At 72.4% G+C, this 22,145-nt stretch carries 18 protein-coding genes; 9 read left to right on the top strand and 9 right to left on the bottom strand.

All coding sequences use genetic code 11. The features are described from left to right. Positions 1–231 precede the first annotated feature (231 nt). On the top strand, positions 232–951 hold the full coding sequence (locus tag C4T78_RS23885) for a hypothetical protein (RefSeq protein WP_093355060.1): 720 nt from the start codon (positions 232–234) through the stop codon (positions 949–951). Positions 952–993: 42 nt separating this feature from the next. Here the strand turns inward: C4T78_RS23885 and hemQ are convergent, their stop codons facing one another. From hemQ to hemE, 3 genes are read right to left on the bottom strand one after another with little or no spacing between them, the layout of a single operon-like run. Further along, entirely contained in the window at positions 994–1,689 is a 696-nt protein-coding gene (hemQ, locus tag C4T78_RS23880; protein ID WP_093355062.1) for a hydrogen peroxide-dependent heme synthase, read from the bottom strand. Between the two features lie 4 nt (positions 1,690–1,693). Further along, entirely contained in the window at positions 1,694–3,127 is a 1,434-nt protein-coding gene (gene hemG / locus C4T78_RS23875; RefSeq protein ID WP_093355065.1) for a protoporphyrinogen oxidase, read from the bottom strand. After that, positions 3,127–4,212, bottom strand: a complete 1,086-nt coding sequence (gene hemE, locus C4T78_RS23870) for a uroporphyrinogen decarboxylase (protein ID WP_093355067.1) — start codon at positions 4,210–4,212, stop codon at positions 3,127–3,129. The genes hemG and hemE overlap by 1 nt, the downstream gene beginning before the upstream one ends. 233 nt (positions 4,213–4,445) lie before the next feature. Between hemE and C4T78_RS23865 the strand changes: the two genes are divergently transcribed. The 6 genes from C4T78_RS23865 (at position 4,446) to C4T78_RS23840 (ending at position 11,722) form a co-directional block, all read left to right on the top strand. After that, positions 4,446–5,015: a DUF3000 domain-containing protein gene (locus C4T78_RS23865; RefSeq protein WP_093355070.1), complete on the top strand. Its 570-nt coding sequence runs from the start codon at positions 4,446–4,448 to the stop codon at positions 5,013–5,015. A 405-nt stretch (positions 5,016–5,420) separates the two neighbouring features. Further along, positions 5,421–6,137 carry a response regulator gene (locus C4T78_RS23860; RefSeq protein ID WP_010695004.1) on the top strand — a complete coding sequence of 239 codons (717 nt, stop codon included), beginning with the start codon at positions 5,421–5,423 and terminating at the stop codon, positions 6,135–6,137. A 91-nt stretch (positions 6,138–6,228) separates the two neighbouring features. Beyond that, complete coding sequence (locus C4T78_RS23855) at positions 6,229–7,488, top strand: ribonuclease D (protein WP_093355072.1); 1,260 nt, start codon at positions 6,229–6,231, stop codon at positions 7,486–7,488. A gap of 194 nt (positions 7,489–7,682) precedes the next feature. Further along, the gene (locus C4T78_RS23850) at positions 7,683–8,927 is read left to right on the top strand and encodes a thiolase family protein (RefSeq protein WP_177242059.1); all 1,245 of its coding nucleotides are present in this window, start codon (positions 7,683–7,685) and stop codon (positions 8,925–8,927) included. After that, on the top strand, positions 8,924–11,020 hold the full coding sequence (locus C4T78_RS23845; RefSeq protein ID WP_093355075.1) for a 3-hydroxyacyl-CoA dehydrogenase NAD-binding domain-containing protein: 2,097 nt from the start codon (positions 8,924–8,926) through the stop codon (positions 11,018–11,020). The genes C4T78_RS23850 and C4T78_RS23845 overlap by 4 nt, the downstream gene beginning before the upstream one ends. A gap of 114 nt (positions 11,021–11,134) precedes the next feature. After that, positions 11,135–11,722 (top strand): Uma2 family endonuclease, encoded by a 588-nt coding sequence (locus tag C4T78_RS23840; RefSeq protein ID WP_093355078.1) that lies wholly within the window; start codon positions 11,135–11,137, stop codon positions 11,720–11,722. A 4-nt stretch (positions 11,723–11,726) separates the two neighbouring features. On the opposite strand, the gene C4T78_RS23835 is transcribed toward C4T78_RS23840, so the two are convergent. The 6 genes from C4T78_RS23835 to C4T78_RS23810 form a co-directional block, all read right to left on the bottom strand. Beyond that, on the bottom strand, positions 11,727–12,872 hold the full coding sequence (locus tag C4T78_RS23835) for a sensor histidine kinase (protein ID WP_093355080.1): 1,146 nt from the start codon (positions 12,870–12,872) through the stop codon (positions 11,727–11,729). 4 nt (positions 12,873–12,876) lie between these two features. Continuing rightward, positions 12,877–13,563 carry a response regulator transcription factor gene (locus C4T78_RS23830; protein ID WP_093355306.1) on the bottom strand — a complete coding sequence of 229 codons (687 nt, stop codon included), beginning with the start codon at positions 13,561–13,563 and terminating at the stop codon, positions 12,877–12,879. Positions 13,564–13,777: 214 nt separating this feature from the next. Then, on the bottom strand, positions 13,778–15,694 hold the full coding sequence (gene dxs / locus C4T78_RS23825; protein ID WP_093355083.1) for a 1-deoxy-D-xylulose-5-phosphate synthase: 1,917 nt from the start codon (positions 15,692–15,694) through the stop codon (positions 13,778–13,780). A 289-nt stretch (positions 15,695–15,983) separates the two neighbouring features. Next, positions 15,984–17,114, bottom strand: coding sequence for a hypothetical protein (locus tag C4T78_RS23820; RefSeq protein ID WP_103908155.1), 1,131 nt, complete (start codon positions 17,112–17,114; stop codon positions 15,984–15,986). Between the two features lie 151 nt (positions 17,115–17,265). After that, positions 17,266–18,504, bottom strand: a complete 1,239-nt coding sequence (locus C4T78_RS23815) for a class I SAM-dependent RNA methyltransferase (RefSeq protein WP_093355089.1) — start codon at positions 18,502–18,504, stop codon at positions 17,266–17,268. Then, entirely contained in the window at positions 18,476–20,512 is a 2,037-nt protein-coding gene (locus C4T78_RS23810; RefSeq protein ID WP_093355092.1) for an APC family permease, read from the bottom strand. The genes C4T78_RS23815 and C4T78_RS23810 overlap by 29 nt, the downstream gene beginning before the upstream one ends. Positions 20,513–20,735: 223 nt before the next feature. Here C4T78_RS23810 and C4T78_RS23805 point away from each other — a divergent pair, with 223 nt between their 5' ends. Continuing rightward, the gene (locus C4T78_RS23805; protein WP_093355094.1) at positions 20,736–21,401 is read left to right on the top strand and encodes a potassium channel family protein; all 666 of its coding nucleotides are present in this window, start codon (positions 20,736–20,738) and stop codon (positions 21,399–21,401) included. Next, complete coding sequence (locus C4T78_RS23800) at positions 21,401–22,066, top strand: potassium channel family protein (protein WP_093355097.1); 666 nt, start codon at positions 21,401–21,403, stop codon at positions 22,064–22,066. Before C4T78_RS23805 ends, C4T78_RS23800 begins: the two co-directional genes overlap by 1 nt. Positions 22,067–22,145: the final 79 nt, after the last annotated feature.

Raw genomic sequence — 22,145 nt, 5'->3', positions numbered from 1 at the left:
ACGACCGCGAGGTCACCGGGCTCTGACCAGCGGTACCCGGCACCCGCCCGGCCGGGCCCGCCACCTGATCGGACGTTCGACGTGCCCGCCGCCGAGACCGAGCTGGACGTCCACGTCGAGGTCCCCGGCGGGTTCGGCAGCGGGGTGCGAACACCTCCAGTTGCGGAATCGCAACGTGAGATTGTTCCTACCCGGAACAGCCGATCGGGGTGTTGTGTCAGCGTTTGGCGCATGAGTTGGGAGCAGCTGGTCACGTGGATCGCGGCCGGGCTGGCCATCGTGGCCGTCGGGATCGCCGGCTGGCAGCTGTGGCTGGCTCGTCGGGAGGCCCGCGCGGCCGTGCAGCGGACCGAAGCGATGCGCCGGCTGGTGGCCGCCGCCGAAGCTCATGCGGAGCAGTCGACCAAAGCCGCCCACAACGCCCGCGCGCAGGCCGAGCGGGCGTGGGAGCAGATCAAGCTCGCGCAGGCGCAGCTGGAGGAGGCCAGGCAGGAGCGCCAGACCAGCACGCAGACCGAGCAGTGGGAGTGGGCCTACGCGGTGACCACCAGCGCCCGCGAGCTCGTCGACAGCAGCCAGGAGCTGATCCGCACCGCCATGGACGGCCAGGTCGCGCCGCACTACCGGGTGGCCGCCGACCGGCACTACCGGCAGACCGCGCAGCGCTGGCAGGAGACCGTGATCAAGGCGGTGGCCCGCACCTCGCCGGCGCTGGAGACCCAGCAGCAGATCGTCCGGTTCGTCGACGTGCACCAGCGCCTGCACGGGCAGCTCGGGGTGCTGCTGCGCGCGGTCGAGACCGACACCCTGGCCGAGGGCGACGCGCTGAGCAGGCAGGTCCTGGGGCTGCGGCAGGAGCTCAACAGCGTGCACCGGCACCTGCAGCGCACCATCAGCGCGAGCCTGTCCACCCCGGACACCCCGACCCAGCAGATCGCGCAGGCGAAATGACCGGGCGGGGCCGCGATCGCTCGCGACCCCGCCCGGGAATCGTCAGGGCAGGCGGGTGACCAGGTCGGCGACGTCGACCCGGGTGCCCGTGTAGAACGGAATCTCCTCGCGGACGTGCAGGCGGGCCTCGGTGCCGCGCAGGTGCCGCATCAGGTCCACGATGCGGTGCAGCTCGTCGGCCTCGAAGGCCAGGATCCACTCGTAGTCGCCGAGGGCGAAGGAGGCCACCGTGTTCGCCCGGACGTCCGGGTAGTCGCGGGCTTCCTTGCCGTGGTCGGCCAGCATCTTGCGGCGCTCGTCGTCGGGCAGCAGGTACCACTCGTAGGACCGCACGAACGGGTACACGCAGATGAACTGGCGCGGCTCCTCGCCTGCCAGGAACGCCGGGATGTGGCTCTTGTTGAACTCCGCGGGGCGGTGCAGCGCGACGTTGCTCCACACCGGCTCGGAGGACTGGCCGAGCGGGGTCTCGCGGCGGAAACCGGTGTAGGCCGCCTGCACCTGCTCGATGTGCTCGGAGTGCCACCAGATCATGAAGTCCGCGTCGGCCCGCAGCCCGGAGACGTCGTAGACGCCGCGGACCACGACGCCGGAGTCGGCCAGCGATTCCAGGTACTCCTGGGTCGCCTGAGCCGCCTTGGCCCGGTCCTCCGGCAGGGTGCCCTGCTCGATGCGGAACACCGACCACATGGTGTAGCGGATGGTGTCGTTGAGCTCGTCGTAGTTCAGCCGCGCCATGGCTTCATGTTCCCACTTCGCGGCGTGTCCCCCGCAGCAGGGCCCGGGTGATCTCCATCGCTGCGGCCTCGCCCGTCGCGACGCACGCCGGGACCCCGACGCCGTGCAGTGCCGCACCGGCGAGCGCCAGTCCCGGCTGCTCGGCCACCGCGCGTTCCACGTCGGCGATCAGGTCCAGGTGCCCCACGCCGTACTGGGGCAGCCCGCCGCCCCAGCGCAGCACGACCGAGTCCACCGGCTCCGCCGCGATCCCGGTCAGCTCGGCGAGATCGGCCCGCACCCGGCGCTGCACCTCCGCGTCGTCCAGCCGCAGGTCGGCGGTCTCGCCGAAGCGGCCGACCGAACCGCGCACCAGCAGCTCACCGCCCGCACCGCGCAGGTGCGGCCACTTGTTGCTGGAGAAGGTGAACGCCTTCGCGGTGAACGGGGTTCCGTCGGCGTGCCGCTCGCCGCGCGCGATCAGCACGCCCGAGGCCTCGGGCAGCGCGACGTCCGCGGGCAGCGCGAAGCCGACCACGATCATGGAGGCCAGCTCCACCTCGCCGAGCTTGACCGCTGCGGCGGGCACGACGTCCTGGAGCAGGCGGCGCGCGGAAGGGGCGGGCACGGCGAGCACGACGCCGTCGACGTCGAGGAACTCCGGGCTCGGCGCCGCGCCGATCTCCAGCCGCCAGCCGGTCGCGGTCCGGGTCAGGCCCCGCACCGGCAGCCCGAGCCGGAGCCGCGCGTCGGCGGCGATCAGCAGCTGGTCGATGAGCCGCCGGTAGCCGCTGTGGAACGCGCCGAACACCGGCAGCTTCGGCGCACCGGGCTTCGGCGCGGGCAACGCCGAAGCGGCCGCCTCGGTGATCGACTCCGCGCCCGCGTCCAGCGCCGCCGCCAGGGCGGGGACGGTCGCCCGCAGGCCGAGCCGGTTCGAGTCGCCCGCGTAGACACCGCCGAGCAGCGGCTCCACCAACCGGTCCACGACCTCGTCGCCGACCCGGCCGCGCAGCAGCTCGCCGACCGAGATGTCGGCACCTTCGAGCCGCAGCGGCGGCAGCTCCGGTTCCGCACGGACCGCCGCCAGGCCGGAATCCGACAGCACGTCGCGCACCGCCTCCGGGCCGGCGGGCACGCCCATCACGGTGCCGGTCGGCAGGCGCCGCGTGCGGCCACCGGCGTGCACCGACGCCGACACACCGCCCGGGTGCACGACGTCGGCCGCCACGCCCAGCTCGTCCGCGAGGCGCAGGACCTCGGGCCGACGCGCCAGGAACGCCTCCGCGCCGAGGTCGTAGGCCCGTCCGGCCAGCTCGACCGTGCGCAGCTTGCCGCCGACCCGGGAGGCCTGCTCGACCAGCACGATCTCGGCCTGCGGCCCGAGCTCCCGGCGCAGCCGGTGGGCGGCGGCCAGTCCGGCGATGCCGCCGCCGACGACTGCGACCCGCGGCGCCATCACTGCTGCTTGCTCGCGGTGTGGACGAGCTCGACCACCCGGGTCAGCACCTCCGGGTCGGTGCTCGGCAGCACCCCGTGGCCGAGGTTGAAGATGTGCCCGCCCGCCGCCTGGCCCTCGGCGAGGATCCGGCGCACCTCGCGCTCCACCGCGTCCCACCCGGCGAACAGCACCGCCGGGTCGAGGTTGCCCTGCACCACCGGCCCGCCCGCGTCCGGCGCCGCCGCCCGCAGCCGGGCCGCCGCGTCGTCCAGCGGGATCCGCCAGTCGACGCCGACCACGTCGGCCCCGGCGGTGCGCATCGCGCCGAGCAGCTCGCCGGTGCCCACCCCGAAGTGGATCTTCGGCACGTCGGCGATCTCGGCGACGCCCGCGAAGATCCGCTCGCTGTGCGGCAGCACGAACTCGCGGTAGTCGCGCAGCGACAGCGCGCCAGCCCACGAGTCGAACAGCTGGATCGCGTCGACACCCGCCGCCAGCTGCACCCGTAGGAACTGCAGCGTGGTCTCCGAGAGCTTCTCCAGCAGCGCGTGCCAGGTCTTCGGGTCGGAGTGCATGAGCGCCTTGGTCTTCTCGTGGTTGCGGCTCGGGCCGCCCTCGACGAGGTAGGAGGCGAGCGTGAACGGAGCACCGGCGAACCCGATCAGCGGCGTGGACCCCAGCTCGCCGACCAGCAGGCGGACCGCTTCGGCGACCGGCTCGACCTGGCTCGCCTCCAGCTGCGGCAGCGCGGTGACGTCGGCGGCGCTGCGGACCGGCTCGGCCACCACCGGCCCGGTGCCCGCGACGATGTCCAGCCCGATGCCCGCGACGTAGAGCGGCAGCACGATGTCGCTGAACAGGATCGCGGCGTCCACGCCGTGCCTGCGCACCGGCTGCAGGGTGATCTCGCTGACCAGCTCCGGTGTCAGGCACGACTGCAGCATCGGCACGCCCTCGCGGATCCGGCGGTACTCGGGCAGCGAGCGGCCGGCCTGACGCATGAACCAGACCGGGGTGTGCCGGGGGGTGCCGCCGCGCGCGGCGACGAGGAAGGGGGCGTCGGCGAGGTCTCGGCGGGCCGGGACCGGTGCGGGATTCGTCATCGGGGTCAATGTCCGTACGTCGATCGATCCCGGGAGTACCGCACGGGCGCTGCCTCGGCGGCGGACCGGGCTTGCGCGGCAATCTTCGCATGTCGCCCGGAGGCCCGGTCCGGCGAACTGGCATTGCGCGGCGGCGCAGGTCGGGCCCCTGGAGCGAGGTGCGGCGCGATGTTGATCGGCGTGCCTCCGCCACCGCTCGCGCCCGGCCGCCTAGAGTCGGCGGCGTGACGGAGATGGCGGCGGCGCCCGAGGTTTTTCGGCAGGCAGTTGCCACGTTGACGTCGGCCCGCCCGCGAGCGGAGATCGAGCTCTCGGAGGTCGGCCCGCCCAAGCGGCTCGCCCCCTGGGCGCACGCGCTGGCGGCGGAGGCCAACGGCCCGGCAGGTGAGCTGGCCACCGCTCGACTGGTCCTGCTGCACGACCCGGAGGGCCAGGAGGCGTGGGACGGCGTGCTGCGGCTCGTGGTGTACCTGCGGGCCGAGCTGGACCCGGAGCTGGCCACCGACCCGCTGCTGCCCGCGGTCGGCTGGTCGTGGCTCACCGATGCGCTGGAGTGCGCCGGGGCGGCGTGGACCGCGCTCGGCGGCACGGTGACCCTGACGTCCTCGGCCCGCTTCGGAGACATCGCAGGCCCCTCCCGCAGCCACGATCTGGAGCTGCGGGGGTCGTGGACGGCCACCGACGCCGACCTGGGGCCGCACGCGGCGGCGTTCCACGAGCTGATGGCCAGCGCGTCGGGTCTGCCTCCCGAAGGCGTGTCGATGCTCGGCCGTCCGTCGAACGGCATTGCGCCGCGCGACTGATCCTGTTTGGTCCGATCACCGGCTGTATCCGCCGATTGCGGCGCGTAAGGTGCAGCGACAAGCCCACTGCGCGACACGCCGAAGCCGCGTTTTCATTCGCGAAGTTCCGCCAGAGGCCGCGAAACCGTTGATTGTGCAAATTTTTCACGATACGCATTCATGTTATGTCGATTAGCCACGCTCCGACGTTACGGCGATTGCGGATAGTCACCCGAAAGTGCGATGTGATCATGGTCAGGTCACAACTCGATCGGGATAGATACCCGATTGATCGTCCCGCTGACCCGCTTGGGCGGTTACGCTGCCACCCGACGACACCACTTTCGGTCGATCAGTGGCGCGGCTGATTGGTCGAGAGTCCCGGTGCCGGTCGGGGGGCACGACCGACTCCAGGGAGGTAGTGACGTGGCTGCCGTCGGCTTAGGTCAGGCCGCTCGAACCACGCCCGCCGGCACCTTGCCGGCCAACATGGTCCCGCACCCGCGGGAAGAGCTGTTCACGGTGCTCGTGGTGGACGACCATCCGCTGCTCCGGGAGGCAATCGCCGCCCGGCTGCTGCAGATGGGCGCCGGCACGGTGCACGAGGCCGCATCGATGGCCGAGGCCAGGGCTCGCGCTCTGGCCACCGGTCCGTGCGACCTCGCGATCCTCGATCTCGGGCTTCCGGACGGGACCGGTATCGAACTGGTCACCGAACTCCGGAGCCAGGGATGGCCGCGGATCGTGGTGCTCGCATCGTCCGACGACCCGTACGCGGTACGGGCCGCCTTCCAAGCAGGTGCGCAGGCGTACCTGCTGAAGTCGGCCTCGCCGATGGTGGTCACGGACGGCGTGCGCCGCGTGCTCGACGGCGGGGTGTACGCCGACCCCAGCGTGGCGCCGGTGCTTGCCGCCGGTACCCGCGTGCCGGGGACGGACAACACCCCTCGCGAGCTGTCCGGGCGCGAGGTCGAAGTTCTCCAGTTGGTGGCCGACGGCCGTTCCAACAAGGAGATCGGTGAGGCCCTCAACCTCTCCGCGCTCACGGTGAAGAGCCACCTGTCGCGGATAGGGCGCAAGCTGGGCACCGGCGACCGGGCGCAGATGGTCGCGCTGGCCATGCGGGCCGGCGTGATCCGCTGATCCGGACGCCGAAGCACCTGTACCGGAACGGTCGGCCCGACGAGCTCGGTCGGAGTGGCCCCACGGATCGGACCAAAGCACGTAAGGTCTGATAGCCGTGGAAGCTGCAAGCCCCGAGACCGTCGGGTCCGACCGCCCGGAACCGGTGTTGTTGACCGAACCCGCCGACGGCGTGCCGCCGGTGGTGGACACGCCGGCGGCGCTGGACGCCGCCGCGACCGCGCTCGCCGCGGGCACCGGACCGGTGGCCGTGGACACCGAGCGAGCTTCGGGATACCGCTACTCCCAGCGCGCCTACCTGGTGCAACTGCGCCGCGAAGGCGCTGGGACCGTGCTGGTGGACCCGATCGCACTGGGCGGTGAGCTCGATCCGCTGGTGCCGGCGCTGGCCGGCACCGAGTGGGTGCTGCACGCCGCCTCGCAGGACCTGCCCTGCCTGGCCGAGCTGGACCTGCGCCCGGCGAAGCTGTTCGACACCGAGCTGGCCGGCCGGCTGGCCGGGTTCGAGCGCGTCTCGCTCGGCGCTCTCGTGGAGCGCATGCTCGGGTACCGGCTGGAGAAGGGGCACAGCGCGGCCGACTGGTCGCGGCGCCCGCTCCCCCAGGACTGGCTCGTCTACGCCGCGCTCGACGTCGAACTGCTGACCGCGCTGCGCGAGGCGATGCACGACGAGCTGGTGAAGCAGGGCAAGCTCGACTGGGCGCTGGAGGAGTTCGAGGCGGTCCGCACCGCCGAACCCGCACCCCCGCGCGCCGAACCGTGGCGCCGCACGTCGGGCATCCACCGGGTGCGCAATCCCCGCCAGCTGGCCGCGGTCCGCGCGCTCTGGCAGACCCGCGACAAGTTCGCCCGCGAGCGCGATCTCGCACCGGGCCGGGTGCTGCCCGATTCCTCGATCGTCCAGGCCGCGCAGGCCGGGCCGAAGACCGAGGCCGATCTGGTCGCGCTGCCGGTGTTCGGCGGCAGGCAGCAGCGGCGCCGGGCTTCGATGTGGCTGCAGGCGCTGCGCTCGGCGCGCCGCCTGGAGAACGACGAGCTGCCCGCTCCGGCCTCCGCCAGCGACGGTCCGCCCCCGACCAACCGGTGGGCCGACCGCGATCCGGACGCGGCCGCGCGGTTGACCGCGGCGCGCGCCGCGCTGTCGGAGATCGCCGAGGCCAACCAGCTGCCGGTGGAGAACCTGCTGCTCCCGGATCTGGTGCGACGCACCTGCTGGAGCCCGCCCGAGGACCGCAGCCTCGCCGCGGTGACCGCGCTGCTGCGCGAGAAGGGCGCCCGCGAGTGGCAGCTGGAGCTGACCGCGGCGGCCATCGCCGAAGCGCTCAAGGCCACGGCGCCCGCCCCGGAGTGAGCCGCCACGGCGGAACGGGCCGACGTCGAGGATGATCGACACCGTCGGCGGGCGCGCGATCAGCATGTGAGACACCCGACAGGGGTGGGCGTGTGGTTACCGGCGGGTAATAAGCGCTAGAGTGCGGTTACCGGTCGGTAGTCTCCGCGCGGACCCGGCCGAGCACCATCCACCAAGCCAGTGAGGAGCACGCCGTGGCCGCACCTGCGTCGGCACCCGCCGACAGCCGCAGCCGCCCAGCGGTTCGGGACGTGGTCTTCGTCGACGGCGTACGCACGCCGTTCGGCAAGGCCGGTTCCAAGGGCATCTACGCCGAGACCCGCGCCGACGACCTCGTCGTCAAGGTCATCCGTGAGCTGCTGCGGCGGCACCCGGAGCTGCCGCCGGAGCGCATCGACGAGGTCGGCATCGCCGCCACCACCCAGATCGGCGACCAGGGCCTGACCATCGGCCGCAGCGCCGCGCTGCTGGCCGGCCTGCCCAAGTCGGTCCCGGGCTTCGCCATCGACCGGATGTGCGCGGGCGCCATGACCGCGGTGACCACGATCTCCAGCGGCATCGCCTTCGGCGCCTACGACGTGGCGATCGCGGGCGGCGTCGAGCACATGGGCAACCACCCGATGGGCGAGGGCGTCGACCCGAACCCGCGGTACGTGTCCGACAAGATCGTCGACCCGACCGCGCTGATCATGGGCTCCACCGCGGAGAACCTGCACGACCGGTTCCCGACGCTGACCAAGGAGCGCACCGACGCCTACGCGGCCCTGAGCCAGCAGCGCTACGACGATGCGCTGCGGGCCGGCAAGATCACCCCCGACCTGGTGCCGGTGTCCACCCGCTCCGCCGAACAGGGCTGGGGCCTGGCCACCACCGACGAGCCGCCGCGCCCCGGCACCACCACCGAGGCGCTGGCCGGACTCAAGACGCCGTTCCGCCCGCACGGCCGGGTCACGCCGGGCAACGCGGCCGGCCTCAACGACGGCGCCACCGGCTGCCTGCTGGCCGACGCCGACACCGCCGCCGAGCTGGGCCTGCCGGTCGGCATGCGGCTGGTCGGCTACGCCTTCGCCGGTGTCGAGCCGGAGGTCATGGGCGTCGGTCCGGTGCCCGCCACCGAGAAGGCGCTGGAGCGCGCCGGGCTGAGCATCGACGACATCGGCCTGTTCGAGATCAACGAGGCGTTCGCCGTCCAGGTGCTGGCCTTCCTGGAGCACTTCGGCATCGCCGACGACGACCCGCGGGTCAACCCGTGGGGCGGCGCGATCGCCTGCGGTCACCCGCTGGCCTCCTCCGGCGTGCGGCTGATGACGCAGCTGTCCCGGCACTTCGCCGAGCACCCCGAGGTCCGCTACGGCATCACCACCATGTGCATCGGCTTCGGCATGGGCGGAACGGTCATCTGGGAGAACCCGAACTACAACGCAGGAGGCGAGCAGTGACCGAATTCGCCGCGCTGTTCCCGGACGAGGTGGTCACCAAGGCGCGCACCCGCCTCGTGGACGTCCCCGGCCTGTCCGGCAAGCTCGCGCTGATCACCATCGACAACGGCCACGACCACACCCGGCCGTCCACCTTCGGCCCCGGCGGGCTGGAGAGCCTGAACGCCGCGCTGGACGAGGCGTTCGCGGCCGAGCCCGCGGCCATCGCGGTCACCGGCAAGCCGTTCATCTTCGCCGTCGGCGCCGACCTGTCGGGCATCGGCCGGATCACCGAGCGCGAGCACGCGCACCTGATCGCCAAGACCGGTCACGACGTGTTCCGCAGGCTGACCGAGTCGAAGATCCCGACCTTCGCGTTCGTCAACGGCGCGGCCCTGGGCGGCGGCCTGGAGCTGGCGCTGTCCTGCCACTACCGGACGGTGTCGAAGTCCGCGGGCATGGTCGCGTTCCCGGAGTGCTTCCTCGGCCTGTTCCCGGGCTGGGGCGGCACCCAGCTGCTGCCGAACCTGATCGGTCCGGACGCCGCGGTCACCGTGATCATCGAGAACGCGCTCAGCCAGAACCGGATGCTCAGCCCGAAGAAGGCCCAGGGCCTGGGCATCTTCGACGAGCTGCTGGACAGCCCCGACTTCATCGAGGAGTCGATCCGCTGGGCGGTCCGCGTGATCAACGGCGAGCAGGCCGTGACGCGCCCGGAGATCGACCGCGGCAAGGGCTGGGACGACGCGGTGGCCCGCGCCAAGGGCATCGTCGAGGCCCGCACGCACGGCGCCTCCCCGGCCGTGACCAAGGCCGTCGAGCTGATCGAGCTGGCCCGCGGCAACGACCTCGACGCCGGCTACGCGGCCGAGACCGAGGCGCTGGCCGACGCGCTGATGTCCGACGAGCTGCGCTCCGGGCTGTACTCGTTCGACCTGACCCAGAAGCGCGCCAAGCGGCCGGCCGGTGCGCCGGACAAGTCGCTGGCCCGGGAGGTCAAGAAGGTCGGCGTGGTCGGCGCCGGGCTGATGGCCGGACAGCTGGCGCTGCTGTTCGTGCGCCGCCTGGAGGTGCCGGTGGTCATCACCGACATCGACCAGGAGCGCATCGACCGCGGCGTGGCCTACATCCACGGCGAGATCGACAAGCTGGCCGCCAAGGGCCGGCTGTCGCCGGACGCGGTGAACAAGCTCAAGGCGCTGGTCACCGGCTCGCTGGACAAGGCGGCGTTCGCCGACGCCGACTTCGTCATCGAGGCCGTGTTCGAGGAGATGTCGGTCAAGCAGCAGGTGTTCGCCGAGCTGGAGCAGCACGTCTCCGCCGAGGCGATCCTGGCGACCAACACCTCGTCGCTGTCGATCACCGAGATGGCCTCGAAGCTGCAGCACCCGGAGCGGGTCGTCGGCTTCCACTTCTTCAACCCGGTCGCGGTCCTGCCGCTGCTGGAGGTGGTGCGCGGCGAGCGGACCGACGACGCGGCGCTGGCCACCGCGTTCAAGGTCGGCAAGCAGCTGAAGAAGTCCAGCGTGCTGGTCAAGGACGCCCCGGCGTTCGTGGTCAACCGGCTGCTGACCCGCTTCATGGGCGAGGTCATCGCGACCGTCGACGAGGGCACCCCGTTCGAGGTCGCCGACAACGCCCTGGAGCCGCTGGGCCTGCCGATGACGCCGATGGTGCTGCTGCAGCTGGTCGGCCCGGCGGTCGCCCAGCACGTCAACGAGACGATGCACGCGGCCTACCCGGACCGCTTCGGCATCAGCGCCAACATGCAGCGCTTCGTCGAGGCCCGCAAGACCGCGGTGTGGACCAGCGACGACTCCGGCGAGCAGGTCGTCGACCCCGAGGTCGCGGCGCTGTGGGAGCAGGGCGACAAGCCCTCGACCTCCGAGGAGGTCCGCGACCGCGCGCTGAACGCGCTGGCCGAGGAGATCCGGATCATGCTCGACGAGGGCGTGGTCGCCGAGGCGCAGGACATCGACCTGTGCATGCTCCTCGGTGCGGGCTGGCCGTTCTGGCTGGGCGGCATCACGCCGTACCTGGACCGGGCGGGCATCTCGGAGAAGATCAACGGCAAGCGCTTCCTCGACCCGGGCGCGGCATCGGTCCCCGCTTGATCGGAGCGAGCTGACGCGGGGCCGGGGCGAGAAGCGCCCCGGCCCCGCTTCGCGCATGAGGTCCGGTGGCCTCATCTGCCATGATGGGATCGGACGGAGATGAGGTGATGGCCGGTGACCGCGCTTGTCCAGCACGAACTGGGTCCCTTCACGATCGCCGACTGGCATGCGCTCCCGGCCCGCGAGGACGGTTCGCGCCTGGAACTCATCGAGGGGTACTGGCTCGTGACGCCACCGCCCAGCGGACAGCACCAGTGGGCCGAGAAGCGGATCATCTCGCTGTTCGACCAGGCGATCAGCACCGCTGAGCGCACCGATCTCTACGCGGTCGGTGGCATCGGCGTCGAGATCAGCACCAGCAACCGCTCAGCGCTCATCCCCGACTTCCTCGTGCTCGACACCCCGCCGGTCGGCACCTCGTTCCAACCGGGCAACGTCCTGCTCATCGGCGAGATCTGGTCCCCGGGCAACACCTCCAGCGAGCAGCAGGAGAAGTTCCAGGCTTGCGAGCGGGCCGGTGTCCCCTACTTCTGGAGCGTCGCCCAGGACCACGGCGGCCCCGTCGAACTGGCCGCGTACCGGCTGGTCGACGGCAGGTACAAGTGCGAAGGCACCGCGGCGCTCGGCGAAGGACCGGTGCGCATCGCCTCGAGCCCGGTCACCCTCGACGTCGACGTGGCATCGCTGCGGCTCTCGACCTGATCCGTCAGGGCGCGGCGGGGAGTTGGATCGTGACCGCCAGGCCCCCGGTGGGCAGGGCTTCGGCGCTGACCCGGCCGTGATGGGCCTTCGTCGCCGCTTGGACGATGGACAGGCCCAGGCCCGCTCCGCTGCGGGCGGTTCGCTCGACGCCTGCCCGGCGGAACGGTTCGAAGAGCGATTCCACCTGCTCCGGCGGGATTCTCGGCCCCGAGGAGGCCACTCGCAGGGTCGTCCACCGCGGATCGCTGCCGATGGAGATCCGCACCCAGCCGCCGTCGGCGTTGTGCCGCACCGCGTTCTCCAGCAGGTTTCCCGCCACCCGTTCCAGCAGCGCCGGGTCGCCCACCGCGAAAGCCGGTTCGCCGCTGCACTCCACCCGCAATCCGCGCTGGCGGACCTCGGGTTCCACCGCGCGCCGCGCTCGCCCCACCACTTCGGCGAGGTCCACGGGTTCGCGCACCGCCAGTTCGACGCCTTCCGTGCGAGCCAGCAGGAGCAGCGCCTCCACCAGCCGTTCCGCGCGCGCGGTGGCCTCGCGGACCACCTCGGCCATCCGGCGCAGCTCCGCTTCGTCGGCGTCGGGGTCCGACAGCGTGACCTCCAGCTCCGTGCGGATCACCGACAGCGGCGTGCGCAGTTCGTGGCTCGCGTTGGCCACGAAGCGGCGCTGGGAGTCGAACGCCGCCTGCAACCGGTCGAGCATCTCGTCGAAGGTGTCGGCCAGGCGGGCCACCTCGTCGCGCGGGCCGCTCAGCGCGATCCGCTCGTCCAGCGACTCCGCCGAGAGCCGCCGCGCGGTCGCGGTCACCTCGTGCAGCGGGCGCAGCACCCGGCCGGTCACCGTCCACGCCAGCAGCGCGGCGGCCAGCACCACGGCCACGAAGGCCCCGCCGCCGATCAGCAGGACCTGCTGGCGCGCGGAGTCGCGCAGCGCCTCGCCCAGCAGCGGCGCGGGCACGTCCACACCGTGCACGCGCACCACCGTGCCGTCCGGCAGCTGCGGCACCGCGGCCACCACGTTGCCCACCAGCACCCAGCCCAGCCACAGCAGCAGGCCGCTGACCACCGCGACCAGCCCGGTCGACAGCAGCGTCAGGCGGAGCCGGAGGCCGGGGCCGCGGCGGGAGAACGACCGGCCGGAGGTGCACATCCGGTCAGTCCCGCGCGTGCTCGGCGCGTCCCGCCGACGGCACGCGGTAGCCGGAGCCGACCACGGTCTCGATGATGCCCGGCTCGCCCAGCTTCTTGCGCAACGTCATCATCGTGACCCGCACCGTCGTGGTGAACGGGTCGGCGTTCTCGTCCCAGACCCGCTCCAGCAGCTCCTCGGAGCTCACCACCGCGCCGCCCGCCGACAGCAGGACCTCCAGGACGCCGAGTTCCTTGCGGGTCAGCTCGATCTCGCCGTCGCCGCGGCGGACCGTGCGCCGCGCCGGGTCCAGCTCCAGATCGAGCGCGGTGAGCAGCGGCGGCTGGGCAGGCGTCGCGCGCCGACCCAGCGCCCGCACGCGGGCCACCAGCTCGGCGAAGGCGAACGGCTTGGCCAGGTAGTCGTCGGCGCCCAGGGACAGCCCGGCGACCCGGTCGGCGACCGTGCCACTCGCGGTGAGCATCAGCACCCGCGTGAGCGCGCCGGAGTTGATCAGCTGCCGGCACAGCTCGTCGCCGGACATGCCGGGCAGGTCGCGGTCGAGCACCACGACGTCGTAGCGGGTGATGGACGCCTTCTCCTGACCGCTCTCGCCGTCGTAGGCGACGTCGACGGCCATCCCGTCCCGCCGCAACCCCCGGGCGACCGCGTCGGCCAACGGCTTCTCGTCCTCGACGACCAGGATTCGCACGCCTTCACCCTGCCACAACGCACCCCCCGCGAACCCCCGACGCGATCAACCCCTCCGGAGGCAGGCAATTTCAATGGAAATCGAAGAGCTGATTTCCATTGAAATTGCGCACCCGTCGGTGTGTCGGGCCCCGACACGCCGACGGCGCGCAACTTCCATTGAAATTGGACATCCAACTTCAATGGAAGTTGCGCAGGTGGTCCGCAGGCGGCGGTCAGCCGTTGGCGGCCGGGCGGTCGGCGACGCGCAGCGGGACCCGCGGGCCGCCGAACTTCGCCAGCCAGCCGGTGATCCGGGCGGCGATGTCCTGCTCGGTGAGGCCGAGTTCGGCCAGCACCTCCTCGCGCGAGGAGTGGTCCAGGAACCGGTTCGGCACCGCCAGGTCGCGCAGCGGCACGTCCAGCTCCGCGTCGCGCAGCGCGGCCGCCAGCGCCCAGCCGAAGCCGCCGTGCCTGCCGCAGTCCTCCAGGGTGACCACCAGCCGGTGCCGGGCCGCCAGCTCGACGACCTGTTCCGGGACCGGCACCACCCAGCGCGGGTCGACCACCGTGACGTCGATGCCCTGCGCGTCCAGCCGCTCGGCCGCCGCCACCGCCAGCTGACCGAACGCGCCGACCGCGACCAGCAGCACGTCGCCCTGGCCGCGCCGCAGCACGTCGACGCCGCCGACGCGCTCGACCGCCGGGACCTCCTCGATCACCGATCCCTTGGAGAAGCGCACCACGGTCGGCCCGTCCTCCACGGCCACCGCTTCGCGCAGCTCCTCGCGCAGCGTCACCGCGTCGCGCGGTGCGGCGACCTTGATGCCCGGGATCAGACCCAGGATCGACAGGTCCCACATGCCGTTGTGGCTGGCGCCGTCGTCGCCGGTGATGCCGGAGCGGTCCAGGGTGACCGTCACCGCCTGCTTGTGCAGCGCGACGTCCATCAGCAGCTGGTCGAAGGCGCGGTTGAGGAACGTCGAGTACACCGCGAACACCGGGTGCAGCCCGCCCATCGCCAGTCCGGCCGCCGCGGTCATCCCGTGCTGCTCGGCGATGCCGACGTCGAAGCAGCGGTCCGGGTAGGCCTCGCCGAACTTGCGCAGCCCGGTCGGGCCGAGCATGGCCGCGGTGATGGCCACCACGTCGGGCCGCTCCGCGCCGATCTTCACCAGCTCGTCGGCGTAGACGTCGGTCCAGCTCTTCGGGGCCGGCTTCTTCGGCAGGCCGGTCTCCGGGTCGATGACCTTGACCTGGTGCATCTGCTCGGCCTGGTCGTTCTCGGCCGGGGCGAAGCCGTTGCCCTTGCGGGTCACCGCGTGCACGATCACCGGCCCGCCGAAGGACTTGGCCATCTGCAGCGCGTGCTCCATCGCGCGGATGTCGTGGCCGTCCACCGGACCCAGGTACTTGATGCCGAGGTCGGAGAACATGACCTGCGGGGCGAAGGCGTCCTTGATGCCGCTCTTGGCCGCGTGCAGGCCGGTGTAGAGCGAGCGGCCCACCACGGGCAGGTTGCGCAGCGTGCGGCGACCGCTCTCCAGCGCCTTCTCGTAGCTCGGGTTCAGCCGCAGCGCGGCGAGGTGCTCGGCCAGGCCGCCGATGGTCGGGGCGTAGGAGCGGCCGTTGTCGTTGACCACGATCACCACCGGGCGCTCCTGGTCGGCGGCGATGTTGTTCAGCGCCTCCCAGCACATCCCGCCGGTCAGCGCACCGTCGCCGACGATCGCCACGGCGTGCCGCTGCTCACCGCGCAGCTGGTAGGCGCGGGCCATGCCGTCGGCGTAGGACAGCGCGGTCGAGGCGTGGCTGTTCTCCACGTGGTCGTGGTCGCTCTCGGCGCGCGACGGGTAGCCGGACAGGCCGTCCCGCTTGCGCAGCTGGTCGAAGCCGCCCTGCCTGCCGGTGATGATCTTGTGCACGTAGGCCTGGTGCCCGGTGTCGAACACGACCGCGTCGCGCGGCGAGTCGAACACCCGGTGCACGGCCAGGGTCAGCTCCACCGCGCCCAGGTTCGGCCCCAGATGACCACCGGTGCGCGAGACCTTCTCGATCAGGAACTTCCTGATCTCGTCGGCCAGTTGCGCCAGCTCAGCGTGTTTAAGGCGCCGGACGTCGGCCGGACTGCTCACGGACCCCAGCAGCGTCACCACTCCACCTCACTCATCGTGCTGGTCGGGTTCATTCGCATGCTGGGACCGGACTGGCTGCCCGGCTCCGCCGCGATGCATGGTCCGCCCAGTCTACGGAGCGGACTCCCGGGCGCCCGGCCGCGGTGCGCACCCGCGTTCTCACCAGAACGGACGCGTTCCGGTACCTCCGGAAGGCCGCTGGTGCCGACGTTCGGCGCGCGGCGCGGAGGGCGAGACGCGCGGCCGCCGACGCTGTGGGCGTCGTCACCGCCCCCACCGGCGTTCATGCCGAAGGGCCCGAACTGATTCACCGCCAGGGCCGCCACTCCGGGGTCGGGGCGAAATCCGGGCGCCGGTCGCCCCACGGCGGGCTGTGCGGCGGCAGCTTCTGGAGCTCGGCGAACTCCAGCCGCTTCCGCACGCGCAGCCACGCCACGACGAAGTAGCCACCGAGCACCGACGCGACGGCGCCGACGGTCCACACACCGGGATCGGTGAGCGCCCGGCCGGCGGCAGTGGCGAGCAGCCCGGTGCCGAGGATCGCCGCCAGGAAGCCCACCGGTGCCCGGAACGCCGGGTACGCCTGCTTCTTCCCGCCGTGGCGGTAGGTCGTGGTGCGCGCGACGGCCCACTCGTGCAGCGCGCGCCAGGAACCGAGGTCCTGCGGACCGGTGCGCTGCGACCACGCCGCTGTGCCGCGACGACGAACGATGTCGGCCACCAACCGCGGGTCCTCGACCGGCAGCACCCACTGCTGGTTCCCGGCGACCAGCCGCACCGCCGGCCCGCGCCGCAGCCGGACGTCGACACCGCCGGGCAGCGGCCACCGGGCCTCCGCCGCGGTGATCTCGCCGGGCTGGGCCAGCGAGAGCTCCGCCAGCGGCAGCGCGTGGTCGACGTGCCCGCCGCCGGCGATGGCGCCGCGCACCAGCACCACCCGGTCCCGGCCGATCCGCAGCCGCGCGGTGCCCGCGGGCAGGACGGTCTCCACGTCGAGCTCGGCGAGGTCGGCCGCGAGCGCGGTGCACCGGCGGGACGCCGCCCGCGCCACCAGCGGCGCGATGACCAGCGCAGCCAGTCCGAGCAGGCCGAGCGGAGCCGCGAAGATCAGGTCGGCGACCACCGGCGGCGCGACGGCCAGCAGCGCCCACCCCGGCCAGCGGCGCGGTGTCCGCTGGTCCAGCAGCCAGCACACCGCGGCGATCCCGATCCACACCGCGGCCCAGACCAGGATGAAGCCGGGTGCGGCGGGCGCGGCGAGCAGCAGCGCCAGGGCGGGCAGCACCACGACGGCCAGCCCGCCCGAGAGCATCGCCACCGGACGCCGCCCGGGCACGGATTCCGCCGCCGTGCCGGGGTTCCCCGGCACGGCGCGCACCTCGGTCCCCGACTCGGGCGGGGCGGGCAGCACCTCCGGCAGGTGTTCGCGTTGTGTCATCTCGCCGTTTCCCATCCTCGAACCGTCAGCACCCACCGGCGTCGAGGCGCTCAGGACATCGGATCGACCGGCGGCGCTGCTCGTCGTGCCGGGTCCGGGCCACCACGACACCACCGGGCGGCACCCGTCGGGCGGCCACGCCCGCGACCGGTCACTCCTCGGCCGCCTCCAGCAGCGCGATGCACTCGATGTGGTGGGTCATCGGGAAGGCGTCGAAGGCCTCCAGCTCCCGCAGGCGGTAGCCGCGCTCCGCGTAGAGGCCCACGTCGCGGGCCAGGGCCGCCGGATCGCAGGCGATGTGCACGATCCGCGACGGGCGGCGATCGGCGATGGCGTCCACCACGGCGCGCCCGGCGCCCTTGCGGGGCGGGTCCAGGACCACGACGTCCGGCACCGGCAGGTCCTCGTCCTCGGTCACCCGCTCCACCGTGCCCGCGCGGAACGACACCTGCGGGAACTCCCGCAGGTTCGCCACCGCCTCCTCCACGGCGTGCTTGGACGACTCCACCAGCAGCACCGAGCCGGTCGGCCCGGCCTGCTCGGCGAGCACCGCGGCGAACAACCCGACACCGCCGTAGAGGTCCCACGCCACGCCGCCGGAGGGCACCTCGGCCAGCCGCGCGACGGTCTCGCTGAACACGTCCGGCGCGGCCTGGTGCACCTGCCAGAAGCCCTGCACCGACACGTCGAACGCGCGGCCCGCGGCGGACTCGTGCGCCACCGACCCGCCGCGGACGTGCCGGGCCACCGGGCGCGCGTGCCGCCGCTGCGGCTTGTGGTCCACCGCGGTCACGTGCACCTCGCCGAGCGAGTCCTCGACCACGGTCAGCTCCGCGCCCGGGCGCCAGCGGCGCTCGGTGACCTCGTCCATCGCGCCCGCCGCGGTGATCGGGCAGTCCGCAACCGGGATCACCCGGTGGCTGCGGTGCGCCCGGAACCCGGCGTTGCCGCGGCGGTCCACCGCCAGCCGCGCGCGGGTGCGCCAGCGCAGCAGCCCGCCGGGCAGCTCGCGCACCCGCACCGGCCAATCGATCCCGGCGATCCGCTGCAACTGCTCGGCCACCACGGCCGCCTTCAGCTCGCGCTGCGTCTCACCCGAGGCGTGCTGCCAGTCGCAACCTCCGCAGCGGTCGCGGCCGCGCGCCATGGCGGCCAGCTCGCACGGCGGGTCCACCCGCCCGGCGGCCGGGGTCAGCACCTCGACCGCGTCCGCGCGGCAGAACCCTCCCCCGGCGTCCTCGGTGACCTCCGCGACCACGACCTCGCCGGGCAGCGCGTGCCGGACGAACACCACCCGGCCCTCGTGCCGCGCCACGCAGTGGCCGCCGTGCGCCACGGCGCCCACCTCGACCTCGAGCCGTCTACCGGTCCAGTCCGGTTTTCCGGTCACCGTTTCCCTTCCCGTTGGCCCCCAGCCCGCGCCGGGTGGCGCCGGGCATCGAGGCCAGCTGCTGCTTCTTCTTCTGGCGGATCCGGTCGGAGGACTCCAACTGCCACGGCACGCTGGTGACCATCACACCCGGCTGGAACAGCAGCCGGCTCTTGAGCCGCAGCGCGCTCTGGTTGTGCAGGAGCTGCTCCCACCAGTGCCCCACCACATACTCCGGGATGAACACCGTCACCACGTCGCGGGGGCTGTCCCGGCGGATGCGCTTGACGTACTCCAGCAGCGGCCGGGTGATCTCCCGGTACGGCGACTCCAGGACCTTCAGCGGCACCGGCAGGTTCTCCGCCTCCCACTGGGCCGTCAGCGCCCGGGTGTCGCCGTCGTCGACGTTGACCGTGACGCCCTCCAGCACGTCGGGGCGGGTGGCGCGGGCGTAGGCGATGGCGCGCATCGTCGGCAGGTGCAGCTTGGAGACCAGCACCAGCGCGTGGTTGCGCGAAGGCAGCACGGCGTCGGCCTCCTGCCGCTTGAGCTCCTCGGCCACCCGGTCGTAGTGCCTGCGGATGCCGGTCATCAGCACGTAGATGCCTGCCATCGCGGCGATGGCGATCCAGGCGCCGTGGGTGAACTTGGTGATCAGCACGATCACCAGCACGCTGGCCGTCATCACCAGTCCGAAGCCGTTGATCGCCTGCGCCCGCCGCATCCGCGACCGGGCCTGCGGGTCGGTCTCGGTGCGCAGCTTCCGGTTCCAGTGCCGGATCATGCCGCTCTGGCTGAGCACGAACGACACGAACACGCCGACGATGTAGAGCTGGATCAGCCGGGTGACCTCGGCGTCGAACGCGGCCACCAGGACGACCGCGCCGACGGCCAGGAACACGATGCCGTTGGAGAACGCCAGCCGGTCGCCGCGGGTGTGCAGCTGCCGCGGCAGGAACCGGTCCTGCGCCAGGATCGACCCGAGCACCGGGAAGCCGTTGAACGCGGTGTTGGCCGCCAGCACCAGGATCAGACCGGTGAAGAACACCAGGTACCACACGCCCGGCGGGAAGCCCGCGAAGACCGCCTCGGCCAGCTGCGCGACCAGCGTCTTCTGGTGGTACCCCTCCGGGGCGCCGATCAGCTGGTGGGCCGGGTCCTCGGCGATCACGGCACCGGTGATGCCGGCCAGCCACAGCAGCCCCAGGAACATGATCACGGCGAAGGAGCCCATCAGCGCCAGCGTGGTCGCCGCGTTGCGCGACTTGGGCTTCCGGAACGCGGGCACGCCGTTGCTGATCGCCTCGACACCGGTCAGCGCCGCGCTGCCGGAGGAGAACGCGCGCAGCACCAGGAACGCGAACGCGACCCCGGCCATCTGGCTCTCCTCGGCCACCAGCCCGAAGTCAGCGCTCTCGGCCCGCAGGTCCGCACCGAGCACGTAGGTCTGGAACAGGCCCCAGACGATCATGCCAAGAACGCCGATGAGGAACGCGTAGGTCGGGATCGCGAACATCGAGCCCGCCTCCCGGACACCGCGCAGGTTCATCGCGGTCAGCAGCACGATCGCGCCGACCGAGAACAGCACCTTGTGCTCGGCCACGAACGGGATCACCGAGCCGATGTTGGCCGCCGCCGAGGAGATCGACACGGCGACGGTGAGGATGTAGTCGACCAGCAGCGCGCTGGCCACCACCAGGCCCCACCGGGGGCCGTGGTTGACGGTGGCGACCTCGTAGTCGCCGCCTCCGGAGGTGTAGGCGCGCACGTTCTGCCGGTACGACGCGACCACCGCGATCATCACCACGGCGACCAGCAGCCCGATCCACGGGCTCACCGCGTACGCGGACAGGCCCGCCACCGAGAGCACCAGGAGGATCTCTTCGGGGGCGTAGGCGACGCTGGACATGGCGTCGGAGGAGAACACCGGGAGCGCGATGCGCTTGGGCAGCAGCGTGTGCGCGAGGCGGTCGCTGCGGAACGGGCGACCGACGATCAACCGTTTCGCCGCGGTTGCGAGCTTGGACACGGCACAGAGCGTAAGCGCAAACACCGGCCGACCGGGTGGTTCGGTCGTCCGTTTTGCTGGCAGGTCACATCCCGGGGCCACCCCTGCCCGGACCGGCACCCCAACCGGTACCGTGCAGCAGCCCGGAACCGGCGGTCGCACCCCGGAGCCGCCGCCGTCCGGGTACCGTCGGCAGACGATCGGGAGATCGTCGCGCACATCCCGCAACGAGGAGACGAAGCTCGTGCACGTGGTGATCATGGGCTGCGGCCGGGTCGGGTCGTCCCTGGCCGCCGCCCTGCAGCGGCTCGACCACACGGTGGCGGTGGTCGACAAGGACCCGCAGTCGTTCCACCGCCTGGGCAAGGACTTCCGCGGCACGCAGATCACCGGGAACGGCTTCGACCGGGACATCCTGGTCGAAGCGGGCATCGAGCGGGCCGCGGCGTTCGCGGCGGTGTCCAACGGGGACAACTCCAACATCGTCTCGGCGCGGGTCGCCCGCGAGACCTTCGGCGTGGAGCACGTGGTCGCCCGGATCTACGACCCCAAGCGCGCCGAGGTCTACCAGCGGCTGGGCATCCCCACGGTGGCCACCGTCCCGTGGACCACCGACCGGTTCCTGCGGATGCTGCTGCCCGAGGGCGTGGCCACCGCGTGGCGGGAGCCGTCCGGCACCGTCGCGGTCCTGCAGCTGCCGCTGCACGAGGCGTGGGTGGGGCACCGGGTGTCCGAGGTGGAGGCCGCCGTCGGCGCGCGGGTCGCGTTCATCATGCGGTTCGGCAACGGCGTGCTGCCGGATGCCAGGACCGTCGTCCAGGCCGACGACGCGGTCTACGTGGCCGCGCTGTCGGGCACCGTCACCGACGTCACGGCGGCTGCCCGCCGCACACCCGAGGAGAGCGAGTGATGCGCATCGCGATCGCGGGCGCCGGCGCGGTCGGCCAGTCCATCGCCCGGGAGCTGCTCGAAGGCGACCACGAGGTCCTGCTGATCGAGCGCAGCGTACAGAACTACCACCCGCGCAACATCCCCGGCGCCGAGTGGATGCTGGCCGACGCCTGCGAGCTGGCGTCGCTGGAGGAGGCCGGGCTGGAGTCGTGCGACGTGGTCATCGCGGCCACCGGCGACGACAAGGTGAACCTGGTGGTCTCGCTGCTGTCGAAGACCGAGTTCGCCGCGCGCCGGGTCGTCGCCCGCGTCAACGACCCGCTCAACGAGTGGCTGTTCACCGAGGCCTGGGGCGTCGACGTCGCGGTGTCCACGCCGCGGATGCTGGCCGCGATGGTCGAGGAGGCGGTCAACGTCGGCGATCTGGTGCGGTTGATGACGCTGCGCCAGGGCCAGGCGAACCTGGTCGAGGTGACGCTGCCGGAAGGCACGCCGCTGGCCGGGCGGCGGGTCCGCGAGCTGAAGCTGCCCGCGGACGCGGCGCTGGTGACCATCCTGCGCGGCGGCCGGGTCATCGTGCCGCAGGCCGACGACCCGCTGGAGGCGGGCGACGAGCTGCTCTTCGTGGCCACCGCGGACGTCGAGCAGCAGATCCGGGCCGTCATCCACGACCAGGCCACCTGACCCGGTCCCGCGGACACACCGCAATTTCAATGGAAATCAGACGTCTGATTTCCATTGAAATTGCGTAGATCCCGACGCA

It is taken from the genome of Saccharopolyspora kobensis, assembly GCF_900108315.1.
Classification (GTDB): domain Bacteria; phylum Actinomycetota; class Actinomycetes; order Mycobacteriales; family Pseudonocardiaceae; genus Saccharopolyspora; species Saccharopolyspora kobensis.
This window is presented reverse-complemented; position numbering and strand designations above follow the sequence as displayed.

Coding starts and splice junctions, on each gene's coding strand:
- C4T78_RS23820 (WP_103908155.1), bottom strand. CDS start 17,114: ATGACACAACGCGAACACCTGCCGGAGGTGCTGCCCGCCCCGCCCGAG.
- C4T78_RS23865 (WP_093355070.1), top strand. CDS start 4,446: ATGGCGGCGGCGCCCGAGGTTTTTCGGCAGGCAGTTGCCACGTTGACG.
- hemE (WP_093355067.1), bottom strand. CDS start 4,212: ATGACGAATCCCGCACCGGTCCCGGCCCGCCGAGACCTCGCCGACGCC.
- hemG (WP_093355065.1), bottom strand. CDS start 3,127: ATGGCGCCGCGGGTCGCAGTCGTCGGCGGCGGCATCGCCGGACTGGCC.
- C4T78_RS23885 (WP_093355060.1), top strand. CDS start 232: ATGAGTTGGGAGCAGCTGGTCACGTGGATCGCGGCCGGGCTGGCCATC.
- C4T78_RS23800 (WP_093355097.1), top strand. CDS start 21,401: ATGCGCATCGCGATCGCGGGCGCCGGCGCGGTCGGCCAGTCCATCGCC.
- C4T78_RS23835 (WP_093355080.1), bottom strand. CDS start 12,872: ATGTGCACCTCCGGCCGGTCGTTCTCCCGCCGCGGCCCCGGCCTCCGG.
- hemQ (WP_093355062.1), bottom strand. CDS start 1,689: ATGGCGCGGCTGAACTACGACGAGCTCAACGACACCATCCGCTACACC.